General features: G+C 45.1%; 18 protein-coding genes and 1 tRNA gene. 5 read left to right on the forward strand and 14 right to left on the reverse strand.

What is annotated here, in order from left to right; translation table 11 throughout:
- Positions 1-49: 49 nt before the first annotated feature.
- Together ACFGVR_RS01175 and ACFGVR_RS01180 are read left to right on the forward strand one after the other, a co-directional pair.
- Positions 50-427: a VOC family protein gene (locus ACFGVR_RS01175; protein WP_448700554.1), complete on the forward strand. Its 378-nt coding sequence runs from the start codon at positions 50-52 to the stop codon at positions 425-427.
- 120 nt (positions 428-547) lie between these two features.
- Positions 548-2473, forward strand: coding sequence for a hypothetical protein (locus ACFGVR_RS01180; RefSeq protein ID WP_448700556.1), 1926 nt, complete (start codon positions 548-550; stop codon positions 2471-2473).
- A gap of 18 nt (positions 2474-2491) precedes the next feature.
- Here the strand turns inward: ACFGVR_RS01180 and ACFGVR_RS01185 are convergent, their stop codons facing one another.
- Positions 2492-2662 carry a hypothetical protein gene (locus ACFGVR_RS01185; protein ID WP_448700557.1) on the reverse strand — a complete coding sequence of 57 codons (171 nt, stop codon included), beginning with the start codon at positions 2660-2662 and terminating at the stop codon, positions 2492-2494.
- Between the two features lie 80 nt (positions 2663-2742).
- Here ACFGVR_RS01185 and ACFGVR_RS01190 point away from each other — a divergent pair, with 80 nt between their 5' ends.
- Both ACFGVR_RS01190 and ACFGVR_RS01195 read left to right on the forward strand, forming a co-directional pair.
- Complete coding sequence (locus tag ACFGVR_RS01190; protein ID WP_448700558.1) at positions 2743-3312, forward strand: Crp/Fnr family transcriptional regulator; 570 nt, start codon at positions 2743-2745, stop codon at positions 3310-3312.
- A 73-nt stretch (positions 3313-3385) separates the two neighbouring features.
- Entirely contained in the window at positions 3386-3757 is a 372-nt protein-coding gene (locus ACFGVR_RS01195; protein ID WP_448700560.1) for a DUF4260 domain-containing protein, read from the forward strand.
- 43 nt (positions 3758-3800) lie between these two features.
- Here the strand turns inward: ACFGVR_RS01195 and tsaD are convergent, their stop codons facing one another.
- Positions 3801-4802, reverse strand: a complete 1002-nt coding sequence (gene tsaD, locus ACFGVR_RS01200; RefSeq protein ID WP_448700562.1) for a tRNA (adenosine(37)-N6)-threonylcarbamoyltransferase complex transferase subunit TsaD — start codon at positions 4800-4802, stop codon at positions 3801-3803.
- Positions 4803-4892: 90 nt separating this feature from the next.
- Between tsaD and ACFGVR_RS01205 the strand changes: the two genes are divergently transcribed.
- Positions 4893-9305 (forward strand): translocation/assembly module TamB domain-containing protein, encoded by a 4413-nt coding sequence (locus tag ACFGVR_RS01205; protein WP_448700564.1) that lies wholly within the window; start codon positions 4893-4895, stop codon positions 9303-9305.
- On the opposite strand, the gene ACFGVR_RS01210 is transcribed toward ACFGVR_RS01205, so the two are convergent.
- From ACFGVR_RS01210 to ACFGVR_RS01265, 12 genes are all read right to left on the reverse strand, one after another.
- Positions 9302-10507 carry a bifunctional 3,4-dihydroxy-2-butanone-4-phosphate synthase/GTP cyclohydrolase II gene (locus tag ACFGVR_RS01210; RefSeq protein ID WP_448700566.1) on the reverse strand — a complete coding sequence of 402 codons (1206 nt, stop codon included), beginning with the start codon at positions 10505-10507 and terminating at the stop codon, positions 9302-9304. The genes ACFGVR_RS01205 and ACFGVR_RS01210 overlap by 4 nt on opposite strands.
- Positions 10508-10615: 108 nt before the next feature.
- Positions 10616-12061 (reverse strand): LptF/LptG family permease, encoded by a 1446-nt coding sequence (locus ACFGVR_RS01215; protein ID WP_448700567.1) that lies wholly within the window; start codon positions 12059-12061, stop codon positions 10616-10618.
- 28 nt (positions 12062-12089) lie between these two features.
- Positions 12090-12470, reverse strand: a complete 381-nt coding sequence (locus ACFGVR_RS01220) for an START-like domain-containing protein (protein WP_448703059.1) — start codon at positions 12468-12470, stop codon at positions 12090-12092.
- Positions 12471-12908: 438 nt separating this feature from the next.
- Positions 12909-14294, reverse strand: a complete 1386-nt coding sequence (locus ACFGVR_RS01225; protein WP_448700568.1) for a YeiH family protein — start codon at positions 14292-14294, stop codon at positions 12909-12911.
- A 16-nt stretch (positions 14295-14310) separates the two neighbouring features.
- Entirely contained in the window at positions 14311-15528 is a 1218-nt protein-coding gene (gene soxC / locus ACFGVR_RS01230; RefSeq protein ID WP_448700569.1) for a sulfite dehydrogenase, read from the reverse strand.
- Position 15529: 1 nt separating this feature from the next.
- On the reverse strand, positions 15530-16120 hold the full coding sequence (locus ACFGVR_RS01235) for a c-type cytochrome (protein ID WP_448700570.1): 591 nt from the start codon (positions 16118-16120) through the stop codon (positions 15530-15532).
- A complete protein-coding gene (locus ACFGVR_RS01240; RefSeq protein ID WP_448700571.1) occupies positions 16117-17562 on the reverse strand; it encodes a phytoene desaturase family protein in 1446 nt (481 codons plus the stop codon). Before ACFGVR_RS01240 ends, ACFGVR_RS01235 begins: the two co-directional genes overlap by 4 nt.
- Complete coding sequence (locus tag ACFGVR_RS01245) at positions 17562-19550, reverse strand: hypothetical protein (protein WP_448700572.1); 1989 nt, start codon at positions 19548-19550, stop codon at positions 17562-17564. The genes ACFGVR_RS01240 and ACFGVR_RS01245 overlap by 1 nt, the downstream gene beginning before the upstream one ends.
- 27 nt (positions 19551-19577) lie before the next feature.
- Positions 19578-20912: a DoxX family protein gene (locus tag ACFGVR_RS01250; RefSeq protein WP_448700573.1), complete on the reverse strand. Its 1335-nt coding sequence runs from the start codon at positions 20910-20912 to the stop codon at positions 19578-19580.
- Between the two features lie 29 nt (positions 20913-20941).
- Positions 20942-21015 (reverse strand) — tRNA-Cys (locus ACFGVR_RS01255).
- A gap of 13 nt (positions 21016-21028) precedes the next feature.
- Positions 21029-21979 carry a cyanophycinase gene (locus tag ACFGVR_RS01260; RefSeq protein ID WP_448700574.1) on the reverse strand — a complete coding sequence of 317 codons (951 nt, stop codon included), beginning with the start codon at positions 21977-21979 and terminating at the stop codon, positions 21029-21031.
- A 28-nt stretch (positions 21980-22007) separates the two neighbouring features.
- Entirely contained in the window at positions 22008-23369 is a 1362-nt protein-coding gene (locus tag ACFGVR_RS01265) for a RagB/SusD family nutrient uptake outer membrane protein (RefSeq protein WP_448700575.1), read from the reverse strand.
- Positions 23370-23379 lie beyond the last annotated feature (10 nt).

Below are 23379 nucleotides of genomic sequence, written 5' to 3' on the forward strand. Positions count from 1 at the left end.
TTTTAAATTACTAATTTTATTAGCAATTTAAAACTACACCTATTACCAAATGGAAACCTTATCACCAAATATCTTCGTCGGCAACATGGCCGAAACCATCGGATTTTATAAAATACTGGGCTTTAACGTCACCATGTCTGTACCACCGGAAGGCAGCGATTTTGTTTGGGTAATGATGAACAATGGCGGCGTTACCATCATGTTCCAAACCTTCGAAAGTTTAGGCGATGATCTGCCTGATATCAGCCGGAACAACGGCGGTTCGTTATTACTGTACATCAATCTGAAAAACATCACAACTTTTTACGAGGAAATAAAAGATAAGGTAACCGTTTTAACGGGACTGGAAAAAACCTTTTATGGCGCCACCGAATTTTCGATAAAAGATAACAATGGTTATGTGTTAACTTTTGCCGAGCATGTATAAAACCTCACCCTTAGGTAAACGGGTTCCATATTTAAATCTGGAACTCACCCCGTCCGGTATATCAATTGCCTGAGTTGTATTTCGATATACCTTAGCGCATTATTTTAGACCGGGTCTGGTATGGTACGATCTCAGGTTACTCAACATTTCGGATCATTTATTTTCAGGAGGCTGGTTTATAGCAGTTTCGCACTGATCATTATTCTATTAGGTTCAAACCAATCATTTGGCTGGGTTTATCCCGAACACCGGCAAATTGCGCTGCTGGCAATTCAAAATCTCGATCCGCGGTATCGAGCTATTTTAGATAAGCTTTGGGCCGAAGCGAGCGTTGGCTATACTAACCGGCTCACTACATCGATAATAGATCCGAAACAAGGCTTACGCCCCACAAAAATTGACTATGCCGCATGGACGGCGATAGGCGGCGATCATAGCTGCTCGCCCGAAATGATGCTGAACACGGTTTTGCGATCAGATTGGATATTAAAGGTTGCAGCCGTAACCGCACAGCTAAAAGCAGATTTGGCAAATGCAAAAAACAGGAGCCAGCGCATCAATGCCCTCCGAAATTCGGATATCAATCTGCAAAAGGCCGATTTGGAATACGCTACCCGGGCAGGCTCTAACAATGTTCATTTTTTACTTGCCCGCCCAAAAGTTGATGAAAAATTATCAGAATATCTTACTGCGTGTCTTACCGCGGGCTCGCCGCTAAACGCACTCGGCGCTTATTCCTGGTATCACACCAGCGCGCTTCAAAAGGCAGCCAGGTATGCCAATGAGAGTTTATCTCCCAAAGAAAAATCGGCGCTGATACTGGCAGCTCTGGCCGACGAAGCTTTTGCTTTACATTTTTTAGAGGATGTTTATTCAGCCGGCCATATTGCAGGCACATGGGGTAATGCTTCATTACGCAAAGGCACACACGACTATTACAATGAAAAGGGCCTGGAGGTTATTACCTGGGATGGAAAAAAAATGATCCTCAGGGGTGATGCCTTTATGCGCCCCGAGGATGCTGACATTGCGGCTGAAAATGTTGCCCAGAGCCTGCAGCAATTGGTTACTGTAGCCAGCGGCAATGTACAATTGGACTATAAGAATGATCCTGTTTCTACCAATGCATTACCCGATACCTTTAATGTTTGTAAAAATAATTTTATGCCCCTGCGCAAAGCCGAAGTTCAAAATTTGATGGCTGTTTTAATTAAAACGCCGGTACCGGCATTAGGCGCAGGCCTGGGCGAGCTACCCAGGTTCCGGTCAGAAATAGGGGCTTTTATTGGTGTTTCTGCCACGCTCAACAGCGCTATGCTATCCGGCGGCTACGGTGTCGACCAAAAACAAGCAGGTGTCATCGCGGGTATCGAAGCAAATATTCGTTTTGGTTTAGGATTAGATGGCGTATTGGACGAATCCGGCGACGGGTTGGTTTTTCTGCAATTTGGCTGGAAACAAAATTCGGCATCTACCATCCGGTTTGTAAACACTGATGCGAGCACCCAAACAAATTCAATAACGGCCGCCATTCCGGGGCAATCAGCTTATAACCTGAGGTTACGTCTTCCTTTCTGGTTATTACCCGGTGATCTGCTGGTAGCCGGACCAATTTTATATTTAGTATCGCCGCAATTATTGGCTAAAATGGCCGTAGTCGCGGGCAACGGAGGATTGATCCCGTGGCAATCCGGCATGGCCACACCTATTGGCAGGTTTCAGTTTGTGCTCGGCCGGGAGATCGGCGTGTCGTTATATGGCCTCAGCACTCCTCAACAAACCATCTTAATTCCTGTTGCTGCTCAAAAAGCGGTTTTGGTATCTTATAAATCTACCGAGCTTAATTTCCCGGTATTGGAATATGAGCCTTTCACCAGGTCGTTTTCGCAGGTGCAAAGTTCCAACATGCTCGTTCAGTTAACCTGGGGCCTAACTATCCCACACGGCGCTGCGGTTGTTTCACCGGCAAATGCAGCATTGCCCCAACTAAAAAATGTTTACCAGGTCGGTATCCGGATAATATTCGACTGGCGGCATTACCTGTAGCCATCATTAGCCAAAAAACTATTGCCCTTTGGTTTTTACGTACATGTAAACAATGGCTATAACCACCATAATGATTAGTACCAACAAACCGGTTTTGCCCTTACGTTTATCCTGGCGCATCAACCACACTAAAAAAGCCACAAACGGTAGTACAAAAACGGTCCAAAAAATTATCGATGCAGCTGGCATATTCTTTTTAAATTACATGCAAATTAACACATAAAAACAGAATCCGTTTAATCTAATCGAATCTGTTTCTACAAACCCACATGAACCAACTCGAAACCTATATCCATCACTATTTTAGCATCAGCATTGATGACTGTAAAACAATTGCAGGTTTGTTTACACAACAAGATCTGGCCAAAGGCGATTATTACCTCAAAAGCAACAAATACTGTAATAAAATGAGCTTTATACAAAGCGGACTTTTGCGGATATATGTCGATCTGCCAGCCGGCGAAGTAACGCAATGGATCAGTACTGCTGGTTATTTTGTCACTGATCTTTCGGCCTTTTTCTTCCGGAATCCTTCCCGGTGGAACATCCAGGCCTTAACCGATGCTAAAATTTATACCATCAATTACGAAGATTACAATAACATCGGCAAACTGGTACCTAAGTGGAACGAGTTGGAAAAGCTTTTTATAGGCAAGTGTTTTGTGATGTTGGAGAACCGGGTTTTCGACCATCTGTCCTTATCTGCCGAAGAACGTTACGATCGTTTTTTCGAACAAAACCGCGAGTTGTTTAACCAGGTACCACTTCAATATCTGGCCTCCATGTTAGGCATGACGCCCGAAACCTTCAGTCGCATCCGCCGCAAAAAACTTTCTTGATTTTTGTCAAGAGCAAACCGCTGTTTTGCCCCGCACCTTTGACCTATTAAAAACAAGTCAAAAATCAATCATCATGAAAACCACCATTAAACTCGAAGAAGTTGCTTTAACCATAGCATCTATCTACTTTTTATATTTGTATAACCTTGGGCTTTCTGTATGGGTCTGGATCCCCCTTTTCCTCAGTCCTGATATTTCTATGCTAGGCTACCTTATTAACACACGTGCAGGTGCATTTACCTATAATTTATTTCATCATCGTGGGCTGAGCCTTGCTTTGGCTTTCGCCGGATACTTAATGCATGTGCCAATCTTACTAACCCTCGGCATCTTATTACTCGCCCATTCGTCTTTCGACCGCATGCTGGGCTACGGCCTAAAATACAACGACAGCTTTAAACATACGCACTTGGGTTGGTTGCCCGATAAAACAAAAGCGGCATAAGTTAGTTATGGAAGTAAGGTTTCCCTTTAGGGGAGTTAGGAGGCTAAAAAGGCATCCGCGCAAGCGGCGCAACGTCCTGGCCAACAAAATCGTTCTTTAAATATTTATAATACCCGGCAACGGCGATCATCGCCGCATTATCGGTACAATATTGAAATTGAGGTATAAAAGTATTCCAGCCCATTTGCTCACCCAATGCGGTTAAACCTTCGCGCAAACCGGTATTGGCAGATACGCCGCCCGCCAAAGCAATGTCTTTGATATTATATAGCGCGGCAGCCTTTTTCAACTTGTTCAGCAAAATGGTAACCACACGCTTTTCAACCGAAGCGCAAATGTCGGTCATCCGGTTTTGCAAAAAGTCAGGGTCTTTGGCAACGTTATCACGGATAAAGTACATAATGGATGTTTTCAATCCGCTAAAGCTAAAATCCAGTCCGGGTATGTTTGGTTCGGGGAAGGCAAAAGCATCCGGGTTGCCCTGGCGGGCATATTTGTCGATCATCGGTCCACCGGGATACGGTAAGCCCAATATCTTGCTGGTTTTGTCGAGCGCTTCACCTGCGGCATCATCGGTGGTTTGACCAACAACCTCCATATCAAAATAGTCTTTCACCAAAACTATTTGGGTATGGCCGCCCGATACTGTTAAACATAAAAACGGAAATTGCGGTTTAGGTTCATCAATAAAATGTGCCAGTATATGGCCCTGCATGTGGTTTACCTCAATAAGCGGAAGCTTTTGGCCCAGGGCAAATGCCTTGGCAAATGATACACCAACCAGTAATGAACCTAAAAGTCCGGGGCCGCGCGTAAATGCTACTGCATCAATATCATTTTTGCTTACTTTTGCGTTAAGTAATGCCTGCTGTACAGCCGGGATGATATTTTGCTGATGTACGCGTGAAGCCAGTTCGGGCACAACGCCGCCATAAGCTGCATGGATGGTTTGATTAGCAATAACATTGCTCAAAATTTTACCATCAACACAAACCGCAGCCGAGGTTTCATCACACGAAGATTCAATTCCTAAAATAACAGGCATTTTTACAATTTATACTACAAAGTTATTAAAAAAGCGCTCAATATAACGTTATGGATACTGCTGATTCTGGTCAGCCTGATCGGAGCTATCTTGTTTGCGCTGCAATTTAAACCTGTACAAACCTGGCTTGCTAAAAAAGCAACCACCTATTTATCCAAAGAGCTAAAAACCACTGTCTCTATCGGCAGTATTGATGTAAGGCCTTTTACCTCAGTGGTTATTGAAGATTTTTACGTACTCGATCAGCAAAAAGACACCCTCTTAAATACGCCAAAACTAACGGTCGATCTGCTTAATTTTTCCATCTTCAGCAACATCAGTAATCATATTATCGATTTTAGTTTGGTACAGTTGGATAATGGTTCGATATATCTCAAAAAACAAAAAGACAGCACGGCCAATTTCGGGTTTATTGTTGATCACTTTAAATCAACCGATACTACCAAATCAACCGGTAAACCCTGGAATATTAATTTCGAAAAGGTGGTGTTAAACAATCTACACTTTCGTTATAAAAATCAGCTCAGTACCGAGGTTACACCCAACCAGGTTAACTTTAATGATGTTGATGCACAGCACGTAAGTACCGTGCTCATTAACCCCGATTTTAAAAACCACCTGTTTAAGGCAGGTATTAATAATTTAACGTTAAAAGAAAAAAGCGGCCTTTATTTAAAAAATCTAACCGCCGCCGCTACTATTGATACCAACCAGATCTTGCTTCAGCACCTGCTGCTTGTAACCAACCGCTCTAATTTCAGCGATTATTTCAGGATGCAGTTTAAATCGTTTGATGACTTCAGCGATTTTGAAAATAAGGTTCACATGGATGCCGATTTTAAATCGTCGCACATATCATCGCTGGATGTTGGTTATTTCACCGTTAGCCTGCAGCATATATTTTTTGATGTGGGTATAAATGGTCGTATCAAAGGGTCTGTAAGCAGCCTGAAAGCCAAAGACCTGACCATTACAAGTGGGCAAGCCACTTACGTTAAAGGCGATTTCAGTTTAAAAGGCCTCCCCGATTGGGATAAAACTTTCCTCGAACTAAAGTTTGAGCAGATAGCTACCAATAAAAAAGACCTCGACTTGCTGTACAGCCGCTTTACCGGCACGCCCAACCGGCATCTGCCCGATATTGTGGGCAAGTTTGGTAATATCAATTTTACCGGACAGTTTACCGGTTTCCAAAACGACTTTATTGCTTATGGCGACTTTAAAACCAAACTGGGCAGGTTTAACTCGGATATCAACTTAAAGTTTGATAAGAACAATATGCCGAGCTATAGCGGTAAACTTAACACTTCCAACTTTGACCTCGGCAACCTGATAGATAACCCCACATTGGGCCGCACTACTTTAAGGGCTAACATTAAGGGCCGCGGCTTTGAGCTTAAAAACTTGGGCGAGCAGTTGGATGCAAAAATTGCATATTTCGATTTTAACGGGTATCGCTACAACAACGTCTCGTTAAAGGGCATACTCCTGAAAAAGAAATTTGATGGGGCCGTATTGGTGAACGACCGAAATTTAAATCTTGATTTTAAAGGTGCTGTCGATCTTAATCCTAAATTACCGGCATTTAATTTTACCGCAGCTATAAAAGGTGCACACCTCAACAATCTAAAACTGGTTAAAGATACTATAGCACTTGATGCTCTGGTGACCAGTAATTTTTCTGGTAATAACCTCGAAAATATAGAGGGCAGCATTTTAATGAAGAATGTTAAAATGAGCGTTCCCAAGCATGATTACCTGGTTGATTCCGTATACTTTGCCGCCAGCGGGCAAGAAGGCTCAGTACGCCAGCTCATTTTAAGATCCGACATGGCCAATGCAACATTAAAAGGCAAATATGATCTTTCTTCCCTACCCGATTATTTTAAGGCCATCGCGAAAAAATATATTCCATCATTACAAACAACTGTTGCCTCTGCCAAACCGCAAAATTTTGATTTTAATATTCAGCTTAAAAACTTAGATCCTGTAACCGCTTTATTCGCGCCCCAGTTAAAACTACCCGAACAAGGTACATTTATAGGTAAGTTTAACTCTGCCGATAAAACCGCCACCTTAACGGGATTGGTTAAAACTGTAAAATACAATAACATTGTTTTTCACGATCTGCTGGTTGACGAAAGCACCAGTGATGATATGCTCCAGCTTAACTTATCCTTCAGCAAGGTCAACTTTTCAGATAGTGTATTTGTAAAGGATATTAACATCAGTAATTTTTTAAAACGTGATAGTTTAAACTTTAACATTAAGTTATCTGATAAAAACGCGGTCAACCAACTCGATTTATATGGTTTGGTCCAGTTTGCGCGCGATACTGTGGCCCGGTTAAAGCTTTTACCATCTGATATTATTATCGAGCACCAGGTTTGGAAACTGGCCAACCAGGTTAGGGTACGGTTTTTAGAAGGCAACAAAACCCAGTTAACCGGTTTCGAGCTGGCTAATGGGGCACAAAACGTAAAAATAAACGGCCTTATTTCTTCCGATCCGAACGACCACCTTAAGATCAATTTTGATAAATTTAACATGAACACCCTAAATCAGTTAAGTAAATCGTTCGGTGTGATGTTAGATGGTAAGCTAAACGGCGAAGTAGATATCGCTTCGGTAACCGGCAAAGCTAACATGCAATCAAAGCTGGGAGTTGATTCGCTTAGTTTTAACAAAAGTTTGATCGGTGATATCAAGTTTAATACCGGGCTGGACAATGACCAGCACACTGCCAATGTTAAAATGAATATCTTTAACAGGGGCCTTGAAACCTTAACTGCAGACGGAACCTATAAACTGGCCGTAGAGGGCGATAACCTTGATTTTAATTTGCGCATGAACCAAACCTCGGCTGCTATTATCGAGCCGTTTGTTAAAAGCCTTGTGTCAAATTTAAAAGGTACTTTATCATCCGATCTGAAGTTGACGGGCACCTTATCAAAACCGCTCATCAATGGTACACTTACCCTGGCTAATACCGGTGTAACGGTAAATTATCTTCAAACGCCATACATCATTAATGATAAAGTTACCGTAACAAATAGCGTTGTCAACATTGATAATATGATCCTGAAAGATAGTCACGGCGGTACCGGAGTAGCCAACGGTACGGTCGATCTGAGTAAGGACTTGTCAAACCCAACACTTAATGTTGATATCGCAGCAACCAACCTGCTGGCCCTTAATACCACGTTTAAAAATAATCGTTTATATTACGGTACAGCCTATGGCACCGGTAACTTTAGTTTTGTGGGCCCTATTGATAACATGAATATCAACATCAAGGCTAAAACCCAGGAAGGTACTGTATTTAACATTCCTCTTAATACATCAAGCACTGCATCCGACTATGAATTTATTCGCTATGTATCGTTAAAAGACACCACGAAGACTGTTAAAAATACTACCCAATTTAAAGGCGTTACCTTAAATTTCGATCTTTCAGCTGATGAAAAAACGGTGGTTAAGATCTATACCGATTACGGATTGCTAACCGGCAGCGGCACAGCTAATAATCTATCACTCCGGATCAATAGTCTTGGTGATTTTGAAATGTTTGGTGCATTCCTCATCACATCCGGTAAGTTTGAGTTTACGGCCAAAAGCGTGATCAGTAAAGTATTCCAGATCAACCAGGGAGGAACTATCCGCTGGACCGGCTCGCCATCAAACGCTGATATTAATCTGATAACTACTTACGAGGTTCGGGCAAATATCGGCGATCTGTACCAGGCCGCGGGCCTTACATCGCCAAAAGGCAACCAGTTCGAATTGGTACAGGCACAGCTTAAATTGAGCGGGCCACTAATTAAACCAAACATCGATTTTGATTTTAATTTCCCTACCGATCCATCTATTAAAGACGAAGTGGGTAACTATTTAAACGATGCGACAAATCGTAGCCAGCAGGCGTTAAGTTTAATCGTACGGCGTAGTTTTAACAAAGGCGCCGCCGGTAATAATATCACCAACCAGGTATCGCAAACTGCTCAGGATGCTTTTAGCGAGTTGTTTTTCAACAAATTCAATAGTGTACTTTCACAAAATGTAAAAGCCATCGATCTTAATATCAGCTCAGCTCAAGAGGCAAGCGCATCAATTAAGTTATTTAATGACAGGTTATTAATTAACGGAAGTTTATACAGCACATCGGGCAATAACCAGCTTTTTGGTAATAGTCAGTATCTCTTCAATTCAAATTTCAACGATCTGACGAAAGACTTCCAGGCACAGTATTACATCAGGAAAGACGGCCGTTTAACTATAACTTATTCTTATCGTGCATTAAATAATGCCACATCGTTGAACAGCATCAATACACAATTGGCAGTACAGTATGTTAACGGCTTAGGTTTAACTTACCACCGCGATTTTGATACATTCGGCGAATTCTTCAAAAACATGTTCGGCAGAAGGCCAACGCCCAAAAAGGATACTACCGTTATACCAAACCCTATACCTAAACAGAAAATAGACCAGGACGATAATTAATCCTTACCCATAATGGTATGACCCATTTTGTCGCGTTTTGTTTTCAGGTAGGTCTCATTGTGCGGGTTAGATGTTATTTCCATAGGCACGTTTTCAACCACTTTAATACCATAACCTACCAAACCTGCGCGCTTTTTAGGATTATTGGTCATTAAACGCATTTGTGTAATGTTAAGGCTCCTTAATATCTGCGCACCAATACCATAGTCGCGCTGATCCATTTTAAAGCCGAGTTGCAAATTGGCATCAACCGTGTCAAAACCGTTTTCCTGCAGGCTGTAAGCTTTTAGTTTATTGATCAGGCCGATACCCCGGCCCTCCTGGTTCATATATAATACTACGCCTTTGCCTTCTTTCTCTATCATCTCCATTGCTTTATGCAGTTGCGGGCCGCAATCGCACCGGCATGATCCAAAAATATCGCCGGTAACGCACGAGCTGTGTACACGTACCAGCACCGGTTCATCCTTTTCCCAGGTACCTTTTACCAAAGCCAAATGGTTTTCGCCGGTATCAATCTGGGTATAGGCTACCATATCAAATACTCCCCACTGCGTAGGCATCTTAACCGACACATCTTTACGGATCAGAGTTTCATTAGCCAACCGGTATGCGATCAGGTCTTTAACCGATACGATCTTCATGTCAAACTCCTTGGCAAACTCAAGCAAGTCCGGCAAACGCGCCATTTCACCATCGTCTTTCATAATTTCGCAGATCAGCCCTGCCGGTTCAAATCCAGCCATCACAGCCATATCTATAGCGGCTTCGGTATGCCCTGCGCGGCGTAAAACACCGCCGTCCTTAGCTATTAACGGAAAAATATGTCCCGGGCGACCAAGATCTTCTGGCTTGGTGGCCGGATCTATCAGCGCCAGTGTTGTCTTTGATCTGTCGGTAGCCGAAATTCCGGTGGTACAGCCCTGCCCTATCAGGTCTACCGAAACGGTAAAATTAGTTTCGTGCGATGAAGTGTTATGTCCCACCATAGGTTCAAGCTCAAGTTCCGCAGCTCTTTTCCGCGTTATTGGCGCACATATCAATCCACGGCCATACTTTGCCATAAAATTAATGGCTTCGGGGGTGGCATTACGTGCGGCGGTTAAAAAATCACCTTCGTTTTCGCGATCTTCATCATCAACAACAATAACGGTTTTACCGGCCTTTATATCCTCTATCGCTTCGGTTATGGTATTCAACATGGGTAATATATTTATTTACACAGGCATAGGTTGCTTATGTGCCTGCAAAGTTAAGTAAGTAACTAATTACACTGGTCGGCTAAGTGTAAAATGAATGTGGTTTTATAATTATACGTTAAGCTCGTCGGCTTTGGTTGCTTTCTTTTTTAACAGGTTTACAAAAAAACGCTTATACGCCTCAAGGTCAAACAAAACCGAATCGTTGGCCGACTTATATGATAAAAATATACCTATGGGAGTTAGCACCAAAATAGCTACCCAGGTACCTATAACTGGCGATAGGCTTCCGTCCTTGGCGGCTTTTTCGCCTATGGTCGAGATAATGTAATAGATCAGGAAAAACACTACTGAAATAACCACCGGTAAACCCAGGCCTCCTTTGCGAATGATAGCACCAAGCGGGGCACCGATTAAAAACAGTACCAAACAGGCGGCCGAAAGTGTAAATTTCTTTTGGTACTCAACCAGGTAGCGCCTTAGCACACTGCTCTGTTCACGATAAGCGTCAGCTTTGCTCTTAAAAATATCTTTGATCGAGTTTGCTTCCGAACCGGCATTGGTAACAGCTTCAATCTGCCTGTCAAGTGTGAAGGTCGATAAAATATGCTGATTGGGTATTTTTTGAGGTTGAATTTTTGTAGCCTTATGCGGCATAGTAAAATACCGGCTGTAAGGTGTGATCATTGCATAATTAACACTCAAAGTACGTTCAAAAGTTTTTTTAACCACTGCAAAGGTATCCAGTAATTGCCCCGAACTTAACATCGCGTAAGCCCCTTTAAACTCAGCTTGTGGTGTATGATTTAGCTCAAATCCCGATAATGATAACTTTTGCGTTGTTTCTTTAAACCTGAAACGTGTAAATGTTTGCCTTGGATTATAAGCGCCCTGATTGCTTGAAGCCTCTTCATATTTCACCCCATCTTTAAGTTTTAAAACCAAAAATTTGTTATTAGGGCTCTTGAACATTTCGCCTTGCCTGGCAAAAATCACGTTGTTACTATTGTAGTTTAGATTTTTTTCATAGATCATGATGTTGTACAATATCCGGTCGTCGGGGTCTTTGCCACCCACACGTATTGAATAACCAGGGAAACTATTGTTAAATACGTTTACCTTGATGAGCGATGCCGATTTTTGTTTTCGCACATCATACAAAAGCGAATAAAATTTGAGATTGGCTACCGGCAGCATATAGTCCGAAAAAACGAAAGCGCTTATGCTAAGCATAGCAACAACGATGATCATAGGATAAAGTGCCCTGCTTAACGAAACTCCGGCAGCTTTAATAGCAACCAGTTCGTAATTTTCGCCAAGGGTGCCGTAGGTCATGATAGACGATAATAACACGGAGAGTGGCAGCGCCATAGCCACATTGGTTGCCGAAGCATACAACATGAGCTGCAGTATAGTGTACCATTGAAAGCCTTTGCCTATCAGGTCGTCAATGTATTTCCACAGAAATAACATCAGCAACACAAACATCACGATCAAGAAGGTAACAATAAATGGCCTGATAAAGGCCTTAAGGATTAAAAGATGTATCTTCTTCACGGTACAAAATTAGGGAATTATTATCCCTTTACGCACCTAAAACGCTAATAAGGTACTGAATCTGATTGTCCCAGATTAATTTTCTTTCGGCAATGTTCTCTTCAATAGCAAAATCAGTAACACCTAAAGCTACGTCGTTGGTTAACTCGTCCTGCAAAATCTCCATTTCAAAATAGCATTGCGGCTCGTCGTCTATCCATTTAAACTTAACCAGCTTATTCTCTTTAACAGCCAGCAACTTAGCTTTTTGTTGCTCACCATCCCAGGTAAAAGTATACACCTGGTCGCGCACATTAACATCATCAGCAAACCATTGGGCCAGTCCATTAGGTTCATTTAAAAAACTATATAGTATCCTTGGTGATGATTTAATTTCATATTCAATATTGAACTTCTTCTTTTCCGACATATTAGGGTACAAAAACTGGTGGTAAATATTACTGGGTGTAAATGTTAACATTTTTTCTAAAGAAAACGAATTTATACTATATTTACAAACCTTTTTTAGTAGGTGCCCGACGGGATAGCTCAGATGGTGAGAGCGTAGGATTCATAACACTGCGATTTTGATATAAACTACCTCAAAAATGCACCAAATCTGGTATGCCTCACAGCAAGATCATCCGGTTTTAAAATTGAAATCCCTGCAGCTATCATCAGCCGAAAGATAAAGCTCCCGCTTTCTGCACAAACCGTCGCGATCACGAACGGATGCATACCCCGAACTAAAAATTGTAAGCCCGGGATATGTCTTTTCGATAAAAGTTGGTTCATTCTGAAAATGCGAACAGTTTTGGCATTTGTGCGACGATCCGGAATGTTGAATACGCTTCAAGATATTCATACATTAATGCGTAATTATGGTTGACCAGTAATGCCCAAGTACCACAACCGAAAGCAAATATCCCAAAACTACGTTGACGATGACCCCTGCAGTAAAAGCTATAAAAGGTTTGGTACCGGCAGCCGCCAACTCGCGAAAGCGTGTAGTTAACCCGATGCTTAAAAAACTAAAGGTAAACGCCCATGTACGCATTGCTGTAATTGGTAAAATAAGAGCTGGTTTGACTAATTTATTATAATCCGCCAGGTTATTGCCATGTACGATAATGGTTGTTAGTATTGAAGCAATGAGAAACCCGAATACAAATTTGGGGAAGCGCCGCCAGATCTGACCTGCGTCAACTCTTGAGTCGGTTTCATTACGTTCCCAAACGGTGATCGAAATTAACGCCAATACGAACGACCAGATTCCGATCCAGATATCCCGGCCGATAACTTTGATCAGCGTATAGGCTGCAAGCGCCTGATCTGCTGTTCCGGCAATGCCATGTGTTCCCGCTAATCCGCCATAGGATTGTGCGGCGGCCAGGCCGGCGGCATCGGCAAATTCCGACGTACCGATCCACGAACCGGCAATGCCCGCCGATAAATGCAGCGCGCGCGCAACAAGCGGTAGAGTAAAAATGAGGATGATGGCCCAAAACACGACCAGGCTGATCGCGATAGGCGGATGTTCTTTTTTTGCTCTTACTGCACCGGCAACAGCAATGGACGCCGATACGCCGCATACCGCACCACCGGCTCCTAATACCGCTGCCAGCCTGTGATCAAGTTTCAGTTTCCGGGCGGTAAAGAAAATCGTTAAAAAGGTTACCAAAGAAACTACCGATGCTTGCAAAATAGCTACCGGGCCGGCCCAGATAATTAGTGTAAAGGGTAAAGTCGCGCCAAGCAAAACAATACCTAGTTTGATGTAAAATTCTACGCGAAAACCGGCATCAAGCCAGCGTGGCAAACCGATTACGTTTGAAATGAATAACCCCAGCGCCAGCGCCACTAACGGCGGTTCCAGGTTGTAGCGATTAGCCTGCTCCCAGCTTCCAACAACATAAATAATGGTCGACAAAATGAAGATAAAAATGAATGCTGGTATAAACGCTTTCGGCTTTTGCCCGATAAAGGAAACCACGATGGAAAAGAGAATAAGCAATACGCTAAGTAACGCTACATACCGGATACCATTAGCCGAAAATTGAGTGGCTAACTGTGACCATGTTGACCATTTGGCAGGTGCTACTGCTATCCAGGAAATACTCGATCCAGCCAGATAGAAAACATACGCCACGGCAACAATGCCCAGGCCAAGCCAAACTGCCCACCAATCTTCTTTGGTCCAAAGTTCCTGCCAGCGGGAGGTTTTTACGTCAGTTTCATTAAGTGTGGTACTCATAGGTTATTGTTAGTTTTTATTTATAAAATTCGGGTTTAAATAATATGCTGCCATCGCGTTTTACCTGCCAGGCAGTGATGGGGTTCATGTGGTAGCCGCCGATATCCGCCCCGCGGGCATCAACCAGTTGCTTAAGCGTCGGCTGTATATAGCCTGTTTCGTCAATCACCCTGCTTAGTATTTCGGTTTCATCTCCGTTCCATTGCCACGGATACCTGAAATAGGTATGCGCTTTATCCAAAACAGGTTCCTGAAGTCTTGCTTCATTCCAGGTTTTGCCTGCATCGATGCTAACCTCAACTTTAATCACCTTACCACGGCCTGTCCAGGCGATACCCCGTATCTCTATCCAGCCGCGCTCCACCTTTTGCGGGTAACTCGGATAGGTGATAATAGAGCGCGCGTCCATTTCAAAACTGAACATCCTAATCTTGTTATGCACCGGGTAAGTGTATTTTGATGTTTCTTCACGCGTCCACCAGGGCTGATCGGATAGTTCCAACCGCCGCAGCCATTTCACGTTCATATTGCCTTCATAACCGGGTAGCAGCAGTCGCGCCGGGTAGCCTTGTGCCGGGCGGATGGCCTCACCGTTTTGAGCGTAGGCGATCATGGCATCTTCCCAGGCTTTATGTGTAGGTATGCTCCTCGTCATCACCGATGCATCGCCGCCTTCGGCTAAAAACCAGGTCGATTTTGGATCAGCGCCCACTTCCCTGAAAAGGGTTGAGAGCATCACGCCGGTCCATTCGCTCTGGCTGGTGAGGCCTAAAATATCCTGCGGTGTCATTTCTTCTTTACCTGTCCGAAAGTTACCCGCACACTCAATGAAACAGGTTTTGGTTACCGATGGAAAGCGTTTCAAGTCGGCTAGGCTAAACTTCATCGGCCGCTCCACCATGCCGTGGATCAGCAGTTCATATTGCTTTGGATCGATGGCCGGTATACCGGCATGGTGACGCTCAAAGTGCAGGTCTGCAGGTGTGATGGTGCTGTAAAAATCCTGCAAAGGCGAGCGCGAAGAAATATCGGATGTTTTGCGCAGCGGTGTTTCATATGGCGAACGCGTACCAATTTTAAACGGGCCCGGGCCAATTCTTTTGGTTGGGTCGTCGACCGGAACGCCTACCTGGATGTATTTGGCGAATGAAGACGTTACTGGCAATATGGCCGCGGCTAAAGTACCGCCCAGCATGGTACGCCGGCTGATCTTCGTTGTTCTTTCTTTTTCCATCTTATTTTACTTCAGGCCCTCCTTTGCGGTCGTCGGTAATGAATAGTTTTTTTGCAGGCATGGTGATCTTCGGTAAAGTTTTCGCATCCAGAACCACGTCGGCCGTGATGATCTTGTTAGCATTTAATAAATATGCGGTGAGGCTGTATATTTCGTTATCCGTCAGCGATCCGGGATGATCATAAGGCATGGTGCGGCGCATATAATCAAACAGCGTTGTGGCGTAGGGCCAATAATTGCCTATAGTTTTGGGCTTGCTTTTCGCGGATGTATCACCTACTAAAGCCGGGCCGGCTAACTTTACGCCCGGTGTCTCGGTACCGTTCTGGCCGTGGCAGGATGAGCATTTGAGTATATATAGAGCCTTGCCTTTTGCAACATCTCCCTGCCCGGCAGGCAAACCTTTACCATCGGGGCGGATAGCGATATCTATTTTGGCGATATCCTGCGGTGTAGCGGCCTGGCCGAAACCGAACTTTGAAGGTACATGTGTGGTGTCAGCAACCGGCAATTGAGGCTGGCTTACCGTGCCATTGGTAAATGCCATCAGGCCGATCAGCGAAGTGGTGATAATGATCAGTTTCAATTTCATAGATCATTAATTTTAATGTTAAACACATCTTTTAAAGCCCGTTTAGCAGCGTGATAACCACACATACCATGCACGCCACCGCCAGGCGGGGTTGATGATGAACAGATATATAAGCCTTTTGCCGATGTTCGATAAGGCGAACTTCGTAAAGCGGGGCGGGTAAACAGTTGAGCCAGATCGATAATGCCGCCGTTGATATCGCCGCCAATATAATTGGGGTTGTAACTTTCCAGCTGACCTGTATTGAATGTATGCCGTGCCAGTATGCGCTCACGGAAACCGGGGGCAAAACGCTCAACCTGCTTTTCGATAGCATCCGTCATATCTTTAAACGATCCGTTGGGGACATGGCAATAGGCCCAGCCGGTGTGTTTGCCGGCGGGCGCACGCGTATCGTCGGACAGGCTTTGCTGTGCCAGCAATACAAATGGTTTATCCGGATAATGACCCTTGCTGGTTTGTTGTTCGCTTTGAGCGATCTCTGACAAGGTGCCGCCAATGTGGATCGTCCCAGCCTGCCTGGCAGCTTCGGCTTTAAAGGGAATAACATCGTCCAACGCCCAATCGATCTTAAACACCCCCATACCATAGCGATACCGTTGCAGCTGCCATTTGTAAATTGATGAAAACTTATGTCCGGCTATGGTTAACAGCTGTTTGGGTGTCACATCAAATAATACAGCTTTCGCAGATGGCAGCTGATCGAGCGAAGTGATATAGGTGTTGGTTTCGATCTTTCCGCCAAGGGAAACAAAATAAGACGCTAACGCCGCTGCAATATTTTTTGAACCGCCTTTTGGTACCGGCCAGCCTTTTAAATGCCCGTTGGCCATCAGCACCAAAGCAATGGCCGATGTAGCGGTATTTTCCAGCGGCTGGATACTGTGCGCCGCCATACCTGCAAATAAAGCTTTGGCCTGCTCTGTTTTAAATCGTTTGGCTAAGGTCGTTGCCGGTGTCAGGGCATTTAACCCGAATTTGGCCATCGCAATTGGGTGCTTTGGAAAATGTAAGGGTGCCAGTACATCGGCAGCTATAATGGGCCAGCTATCAACCAATGGCTTTATCAGGTTGAGATATGCATCCTTATCCGAACCTAATAAACCGGCTGTTTCGGTGATGGACTTTTTTAGCACAGCTGCCGTGCCATCATCGAACGGATGTGCTGCCGCTGCTTCGGGGTATAAGTATTGCAGGCCATGTTTGTGCAGAGGCAAGGTTTGAAAGAAAGGCGAACCTGCAGCCATTGGATGGATAGCCGAACAGACATCGTGATGGAAACCGGGTAAGGTTAGCTCTTCGGTACGTAAGCCGCCGCCGATCTTGTCTTTCCCTTCTAATAGCAAAACCGAAAGCCCGTTTTGCTGCAGCAATATTGCTACAGCAAGCCCGTTGGGCCCCGAACCTACTACTACGGCATCATATTGGTAGGTCTTGCTCATTAATATTTTCCGGCAACTAAAGTACTTTTTGGCAGAGCGTATTTACGGTCATACCTGTCAAGCACCACGTAAATGGAATCCCTGCGTTCGTTAATACCCGATAGTATGACATGCGAGCCATCGGTTGTTTGGTAATTTAATACCATGCGGTTGCGTTTAGGTTCTGGTTTGGTATCGGCAAACTCCCGGTCGCGCCGTGCCGAAAAAGCATGTGTATCGATCATGTTTTTCTCATCGCCGATATGCGCCAAAGCTTCTTTACCGATCCAGTTATCATTTGGCTTAGGTGCCTGCTTAGCTTTATTACGGTTACCGCGTCCGCCGCGGCGCCCGCCCGAGCCTACAATGTTTTTATCCTGTAGGTATAAAACTTTGTCGACTGTATCGGCCAGGTAATGAAATGCACGCTCGCCACCCGCAACGCCCGTTATCTCGAATGTACGCTGAATATCTTTCATCGGACTGCCGCCGCCGTTCGATGGATCGATCACCACCGGATGATTGACACGGAAAGTTAAAGTCGTCCAATTCTCAAAGGTTGCTTCCTGCCAGCGTACCGAATCCAATGGATTGTACGCAATTTCCTGTCCGTTGATCTTAAACTCGGTTACATGATAATTGCCACGCAGCTGCTTTACCCCTGCAGTGGAAGGCTGTTTGTACGGATCATATTTAAAGTTGACAATCTCGGTATATGTAAGTATCACAAAGAAGATGAGGAAGGTCAGTGCCTTCAATCCTACCCGGGCATATTTTAGGCTCGTTTTTTTAAAGTCAGGATAGACGTGGAACGGCACAGTATAACGCTCACGAATAAGCAGGTTATACAGTTTTGGTACATCATCGGCAATAAGGAAGAGGGATAAGAATACGAAATAGAATGCGTAAACATGCACACCGCCATCGTAAGCATAATTCACGAAAGTGATATCGCCCAAGGCCCCGGCCAGTAAAATTGCACCATACAAAGTTGTTTTTCTGAAGAGCAACAAAGTACCTGCCACGATCTCGACCACGCCGCCGAATACCTGGTACCAGGGCACGATGCCTACCGACATCCAATAGATCTTCTGCGCGGTAAAATCGCCGAAGTTGCTGTTTAAAAGTCCCAGCGACGGATAAGGCATTTGAGTTGGAAACAGTTTGGTAAACCCAAAGCCGATGATGCCGATACCTGCCCGGTAACGCACCACCACGCGTATCCAGTAGTACAGGATATTGTACGATTCGCTTTTGCGATCAAATATCGACCAGATCAAAGCGCCTGCAATGCCTATCAGAAAAGCGATACCCCAATCGGTATAATCGGCAAAGAAGTTGCGTTTGGGTGGCAGCGCCCCTGTTTGATCGCCGTTATCATTCTTTTTGTGATGTACTGGCACTACAGCAGCTACCTTTGTGGAATCGTGCTTAGCGGAATCCACGGTTGTTGAACGACTTTGATGGTGATGTTTGTGAGGAGCATTTTCGGTAACGAGGGTTTCGCCCGTTGCCAAAACAGAGTCGCCATGATGACGGTGGTGGTGTTTTCCATCATTATTCACCAGGGTCGAATCGCGGCCATCATGGTGATGGCCACCAAAGGCGCCATTGTTTACTTCTGTCGAATCGCTGTCATGGCGATGATGTTTTTTACCTGTTTGGTCATCGGTTCCTAAAAGTTGGGCGCTATCCTTATGGCCTGTACTTTTCGGCTCGGTATTGGCGTTGTTACCGGGTAAAGCATCAGCATCGCCATACTCGCCTTTCCCGCCAAAAAACTGCTGAAAGCTGGGTTGAAAGCGTGCTATATCATAAATATCGCGGTAATGCGGGCGGAACCAGTTGAGGGTATAAACATTTTTGTACCAGCTGCCGGTAAACGGGATACACATCGCCAACAAAAAAACGAACAGTACCCGGAACCCGAACTTTTTAAGCCACGACCATGGCTTTGGTTTTTGACTTGTCGATCCGGGCTGATCCGGATTAGATTGAATTTCAGACATAAAATTTATTTTATTGAGTGATCTGATTTATAGTTTTAATATCCTACGGCGGCCGATGGTGAACGGGTATTTTTTGTTGATCTTGTTAAGTACCACGTACACCGAATCTTTGTTCTGATCAATCCCCGAAAGGATAATGGTTGCCGTATCTGGTCTTGAATATTTCAGTTGCAGTTTTTCGCCTTTGTAATGACTGTTCTTATTTTCCAGCGAAAGCGTATGATTAACCGTATCGGCCGTGTAACTGTAATAGTGCCTGCCGGCTGCTCCGGCCAGTTCGTAGTCGCGGTCCTGATCGTTTTTAATGATCTCCTCATGGTTCACCGAATCGATCAATACCGGTCGGTTTGAGCGGATGCTGATGGTTGCCCATCTTTCGAACACGACATCTTTCCAGCGGATTGGGTCGGTAGCCGAGTAAGTCAGCTCTTTATTGTTGATCTTAAACTCGCTTACGTTATAAATACCGCTGGCTTTGGCTAAGCCGGGTGTGCGCGGAAACTGGTAAGGATCATGATGTAAACCGGAGTAAGTTTTAAATCCGTAAAGGAAAACAAAAAAGAAAGCCACCAGGCTTTTAACCAGTAAGCGCGCGGTACGTTGTTTATCGGTTAATACCGGTTTAAATTTATTAGGGTGGGTAGAGCGCTCGAGCGAGATAAGATTATAAACCCTTGCCGCGTCAAAGTACAATATAAACAGCGCAAAGCTGATGAGGTAGATGCTATACACGTACTCACCGCCCTCGTAAGCCAGGTTGGATATCAATACATTGCCCGTAAATACAATGATGATGAGCGCGCCAAACGTTGCGGTTTTGCGAAAGAACAACAGCAGCCCGGCCAAAACCTCTATAGCGCCGAGAAATGATTCGTAATTGGGTACGATGCCGAGGCTCATAGAGAAGATCTTCCAATCGGTAAAATCACCGTAGGCGGTATTCAAATTACTGATAGACGGAAATGGCGCCTGTAACGGAAACAGCTTGATAAAACCGTAACCAATAATCCCGATGGCTAAACGGTAACGCACCACTACCCGCAGCCAGTAGTACAGGTTATCGTAATTTTGATCTTTAAGATCCGATCTTCCCCACAGTACCGCGCCTATTGCTGATAAAGCGGCAATGATGATCCAATTAATAAAACTATCGTTACCCGGGATAAACTTCGGCGTTAAGCGGGTGAGGTTAAAAATATCGCCATAGCTGATATGCAGCCAGTTAAAGCCGAAAACAACTTTAAAAATATCCACGCTTAACGGCAAGGCTTGCAGCAGGAAAAAGATGAACAGGAACCGGAAAATGCTTTTTTCCTTTTCGCTCCACTGGTGCGATGGTTCGGGGGGTAAGGTTTTTGTCATTGTTAAATACTGTTATCATTTAGGTTTTTTGGACGCCGGGGGCAGAATCGAACTGCCGTAGAAGGTTTTGCAGACCCCAACCTGGCCACTCGGTCACCCGGCTTCTTTAGTCCTGTTTAATTATCATCGTCGTCTTCGCCGGTTTTGGCTACAGCAGTATTTGGCTTACGAGGTTCTTTGATCACCGCACGCTTAGCCAGATCGTACTTTTGGCCTGCGCCTAAAAAGAAGAAAGGGCCGTCGGACGCGGTAAAATCTTCGCGGCCGTTAACCACGTGCTTATCGTACGCGCTAATAATGGTATTGTAGTCGTAAATGGCTACGTACGATTTGCCCAACACCTGCAAAGTATCGCGTTGCACAAGTATGGCCGTAGCTTCGTTTAAGCCAATGCCGATCAGCTGAGGCGACTTGCGGATAAAATCGACCAAAGCAAACTCGCGGTTACGCACCAGGATATGCTGATCAATAGCTGAGCTTTTGAGGAAACCAAGGCCCTGGGTATGATCGCCAACCTGCACTTGCGCACCTTTGGTATCGCCACGCCACAAAAATGAACCCTGGATACTGGCGCCTGCCGAACTGCCCGCAATCACTCCGCCGCGGTTCAACACATCAAAAAATGCCTGATGCGTTAAGGTGTTAAGGTACGAGTCGGCAATGCGCCATTGGCGGCCGCCAACGAAGTAAACCCCGGTAGCTTTTCTTAACGGAGCGATAAATTTTTCGCTATTTGCTGTAGCCAGATCGCCGGTGTGCAGCAGGGTTACATTTTTAATGCCTGTTTGCTTTTTTAATTCGTCGACCTCTTTATTGTCAACCCCGGCCGAATCGCCGGCCGCGGTGGTTACCACTACAACGGCTGCTTTATCCGGTCCACCGGCCAGCTCGGTAAACTTTTCCCAGATATCGCGCTGCGAACCAACGTTGCCGCCGATAATGATGAGCGAGCCTTTTTCGGGGCCATGCCTTGTAGGTGATTGTTTTACGGTGATGGGCGATTGTTGTGCCCGAACTGCATAGCCGGTAGCGGCTATGATGAGTGAAAGGATGATCAGTTTTTTCATGATTTAATTTTGTTTTTATAGGTAGATGTTAATAGCCAGGATTTCGGTTAGCACCGGCCAGGTTAGGGTCGACCAGTGTTTCGTTATAAGGGATGGGGAACAGGTAGAGGTGTTTATCCGGCAGGGAAAGCACAGTTTGTGCGCGATCGGTACGGACGAGGTTGAACCATCGGTCGCTCTCGAACGGGAACTCCACCTGGCGTTCTTTTTCCAACGCGAGTAAAATATCGCTCAAAGTGGCAGCCGTACTTACCGGTATCCCGGCACGGGTGCGTACCGCATTCAGATCGCTTTGGGCACTGTTTGCGCCGACAAGGTTGCTCTGATAAGCGCGTGCTTCTGAGCGGATGAGGTAGATCTCCGACAAACGGATCACATAGGCAGGATCAGTACCGACAGGGGTGCGGTAATATAGTTGGCCGTACCACAAGTTGCCCGGAGGTGCTGTGCGGGCAATAAGCGCGCTGCGGCTGCCACCTATGTTAGGGTCGTTCAATAAAGTCACCAAAGCATCGTTCGGCGCCCATTCGCGGCGGCCGCCCAAAGCAGGTGGCAGCCACCAGTTGCTGTGCCCGTTGGTGTTGGACGAGGTATAAGCCAGCTCCAGGATGGACTCCTTGGTGTTAGTTACACTATTGGCAAAAAATGTGCTATAAGGTGTTACCAGGCTGTAATCGGTCGCATCATTGATCACCAATGTGGCGTATTGCTCGGCCAGTGCCCATTGCTTTTGGTACAAGTAAAAACGCGCTTTTAATGCCTGAATTGTTTTTACGCTTACCCGGTTGCGGTTAATTGCTATAGGGACAAGGCCCTCGGCGGTGTTTAAATCGGCCAGCACTTGCGTATAAGTATCGGCCAGGCTGCTGCGCGGCACACCTACGTTATCTGTAGAAGCGTATGTTGGCTTTAAGATCAACTGCACGCCACCCCAACCACGGGCCAGATCGAAATAGGCTAATGCACGGATGAAATAGGCTTCGCCTAAATACTGGTTACGCACCGCTGTGGTAAGCAGCGGATCCTGTATGCCAGGTACTTTATCGATAATATAATTGGCCTGCGAGATGGTTTTGTAAATGGCCGTCCAGGCTGATTGTACATAACCGTTGGTTGCCGAGGTAAGGTGCTTGGTGATCTCGCTCGGGTCGGATTGAGAGCCCGTCCATTGGATATCGCCACCAGACAGGTACGACAATGCCTGGAAATTAGAACCATAATAACCGTTGCTTGCCAGCGCATTGAGCAAACCTGTTGCGGCTGTGCCTGCGGTGCCTGCATCAACAATGGCTTGCGATTGATCCACCTGTAACTCAGGTTGCACCTCGAGGTATTTTTTGCAGGAGCTGAGTACCAGCAGGATGGCAAATAGTGATATAACTTTTTTCATAAATAAAATT

The organism is Mucilaginibacter aureus (assembly GCF_053514885.1).

Bases quoted from the DNA above. Each gene is read 5' to 3' on its own strand.
- ACFGVR_RS01175 (WP_448700554.1), top strand. From the start codon at position 50: ATGGAAACCTTATCACCAAATATCTTCGTCGGCAACATGGCCGAAACC.
- ACFGVR_RS01180 (WP_448700556.1), top strand. From the start codon at position 548: ATGGTACGATCTCAGGTTACTCAACATTTCGGATCATTTATTTTCAGG.
- ACFGVR_RS01185 (WP_448700557.1), bottom strand. From the start codon at position 2,662: ATGCCAGCTGCATCGATAATTTTTTGGACCGTTTTTGTACTACCGTTT.
- ACFGVR_RS01190 (WP_448700558.1), top strand. From the start codon at position 2,743: ATGAACCAACTCGAAACCTATATCCATCACTATTTTAGCATCAGCATT.
- ACFGVR_RS01195 (WP_448700560.1), top strand. From the start codon at position 3,386: ATGAAAACCACCATTAAACTCGAAGAAGTTGCTTTAACCATAGCATCT.
- tsaD (WP_448700562.1), bottom strand. From the start codon at position 4,802: ATGCCTGTTATTTTAGGAATTGAATCTTCGTGTGATGAAACCTCGGCT.
- ACFGVR_RS01210 (WP_448700566.1), bottom strand. From the start codon at position 10,507: ATGTTGAATACCATAACCGAAGCGATAGAGGATATAAAGGCCGGTAAA.
- ACFGVR_RS01220 (WP_448703059.1), bottom strand. From the start codon at position 12,470: ATGTCGGAAAAGAAGAAGTTCAATATTGAATATGAAATTAAATCATCA.
- ACFGVR_RS01225 (WP_448700568.1), bottom strand. From the start codon at position 14,294: ATGAGTACCACACTTAATGAAACTGACGTAAAAACCTCCCGCTGGCAG.
- soxC (WP_448700569.1), bottom strand. From the start codon at position 15,528: ATGGAAAAAGAAAGAACAACGAAGATCAGCCGGCGTACCATGCTGGGC.
- ACFGVR_RS01235 (WP_448700570.1), bottom strand. From the start codon at position 16,120: ATGAAATTGAAACTGATCATTATCACCACTTCGCTGATCGGCCTGATG.
- ACFGVR_RS01240 (WP_448700571.1), bottom strand. From the start codon at position 17,562: ATGAGCAAGACCTACCAATATGATGCCGTAGTAGTAGGTTCGGGGCCC.
- ACFGVR_RS01245 (WP_448700572.1), bottom strand. From the start codon at position 19,550: ATGTCTGAAATTCAATCTAATCCGGATCAGCCCGGATCGACAAGTCAA.
- ACFGVR_RS01250 (WP_448700573.1), bottom strand. From the start codon at position 20,912: ATGACAAAAACCTTACCCCCCGAACCATCGCACCAGTGGAGCGAAAAG.
- ACFGVR_RS01260 (WP_448700574.1), bottom strand. From the start codon at position 21,979: ATGAAAAAACTGATCATCCTTTCACTCATCATAGCCGCTACCGGCTAT.
- ACFGVR_RS01265 (WP_448700575.1), bottom strand. From the start codon at position 23,369: ATGAAAAAAGTTATATCACTATTTGCCATCCTGCTGGTACTCAGCTCC.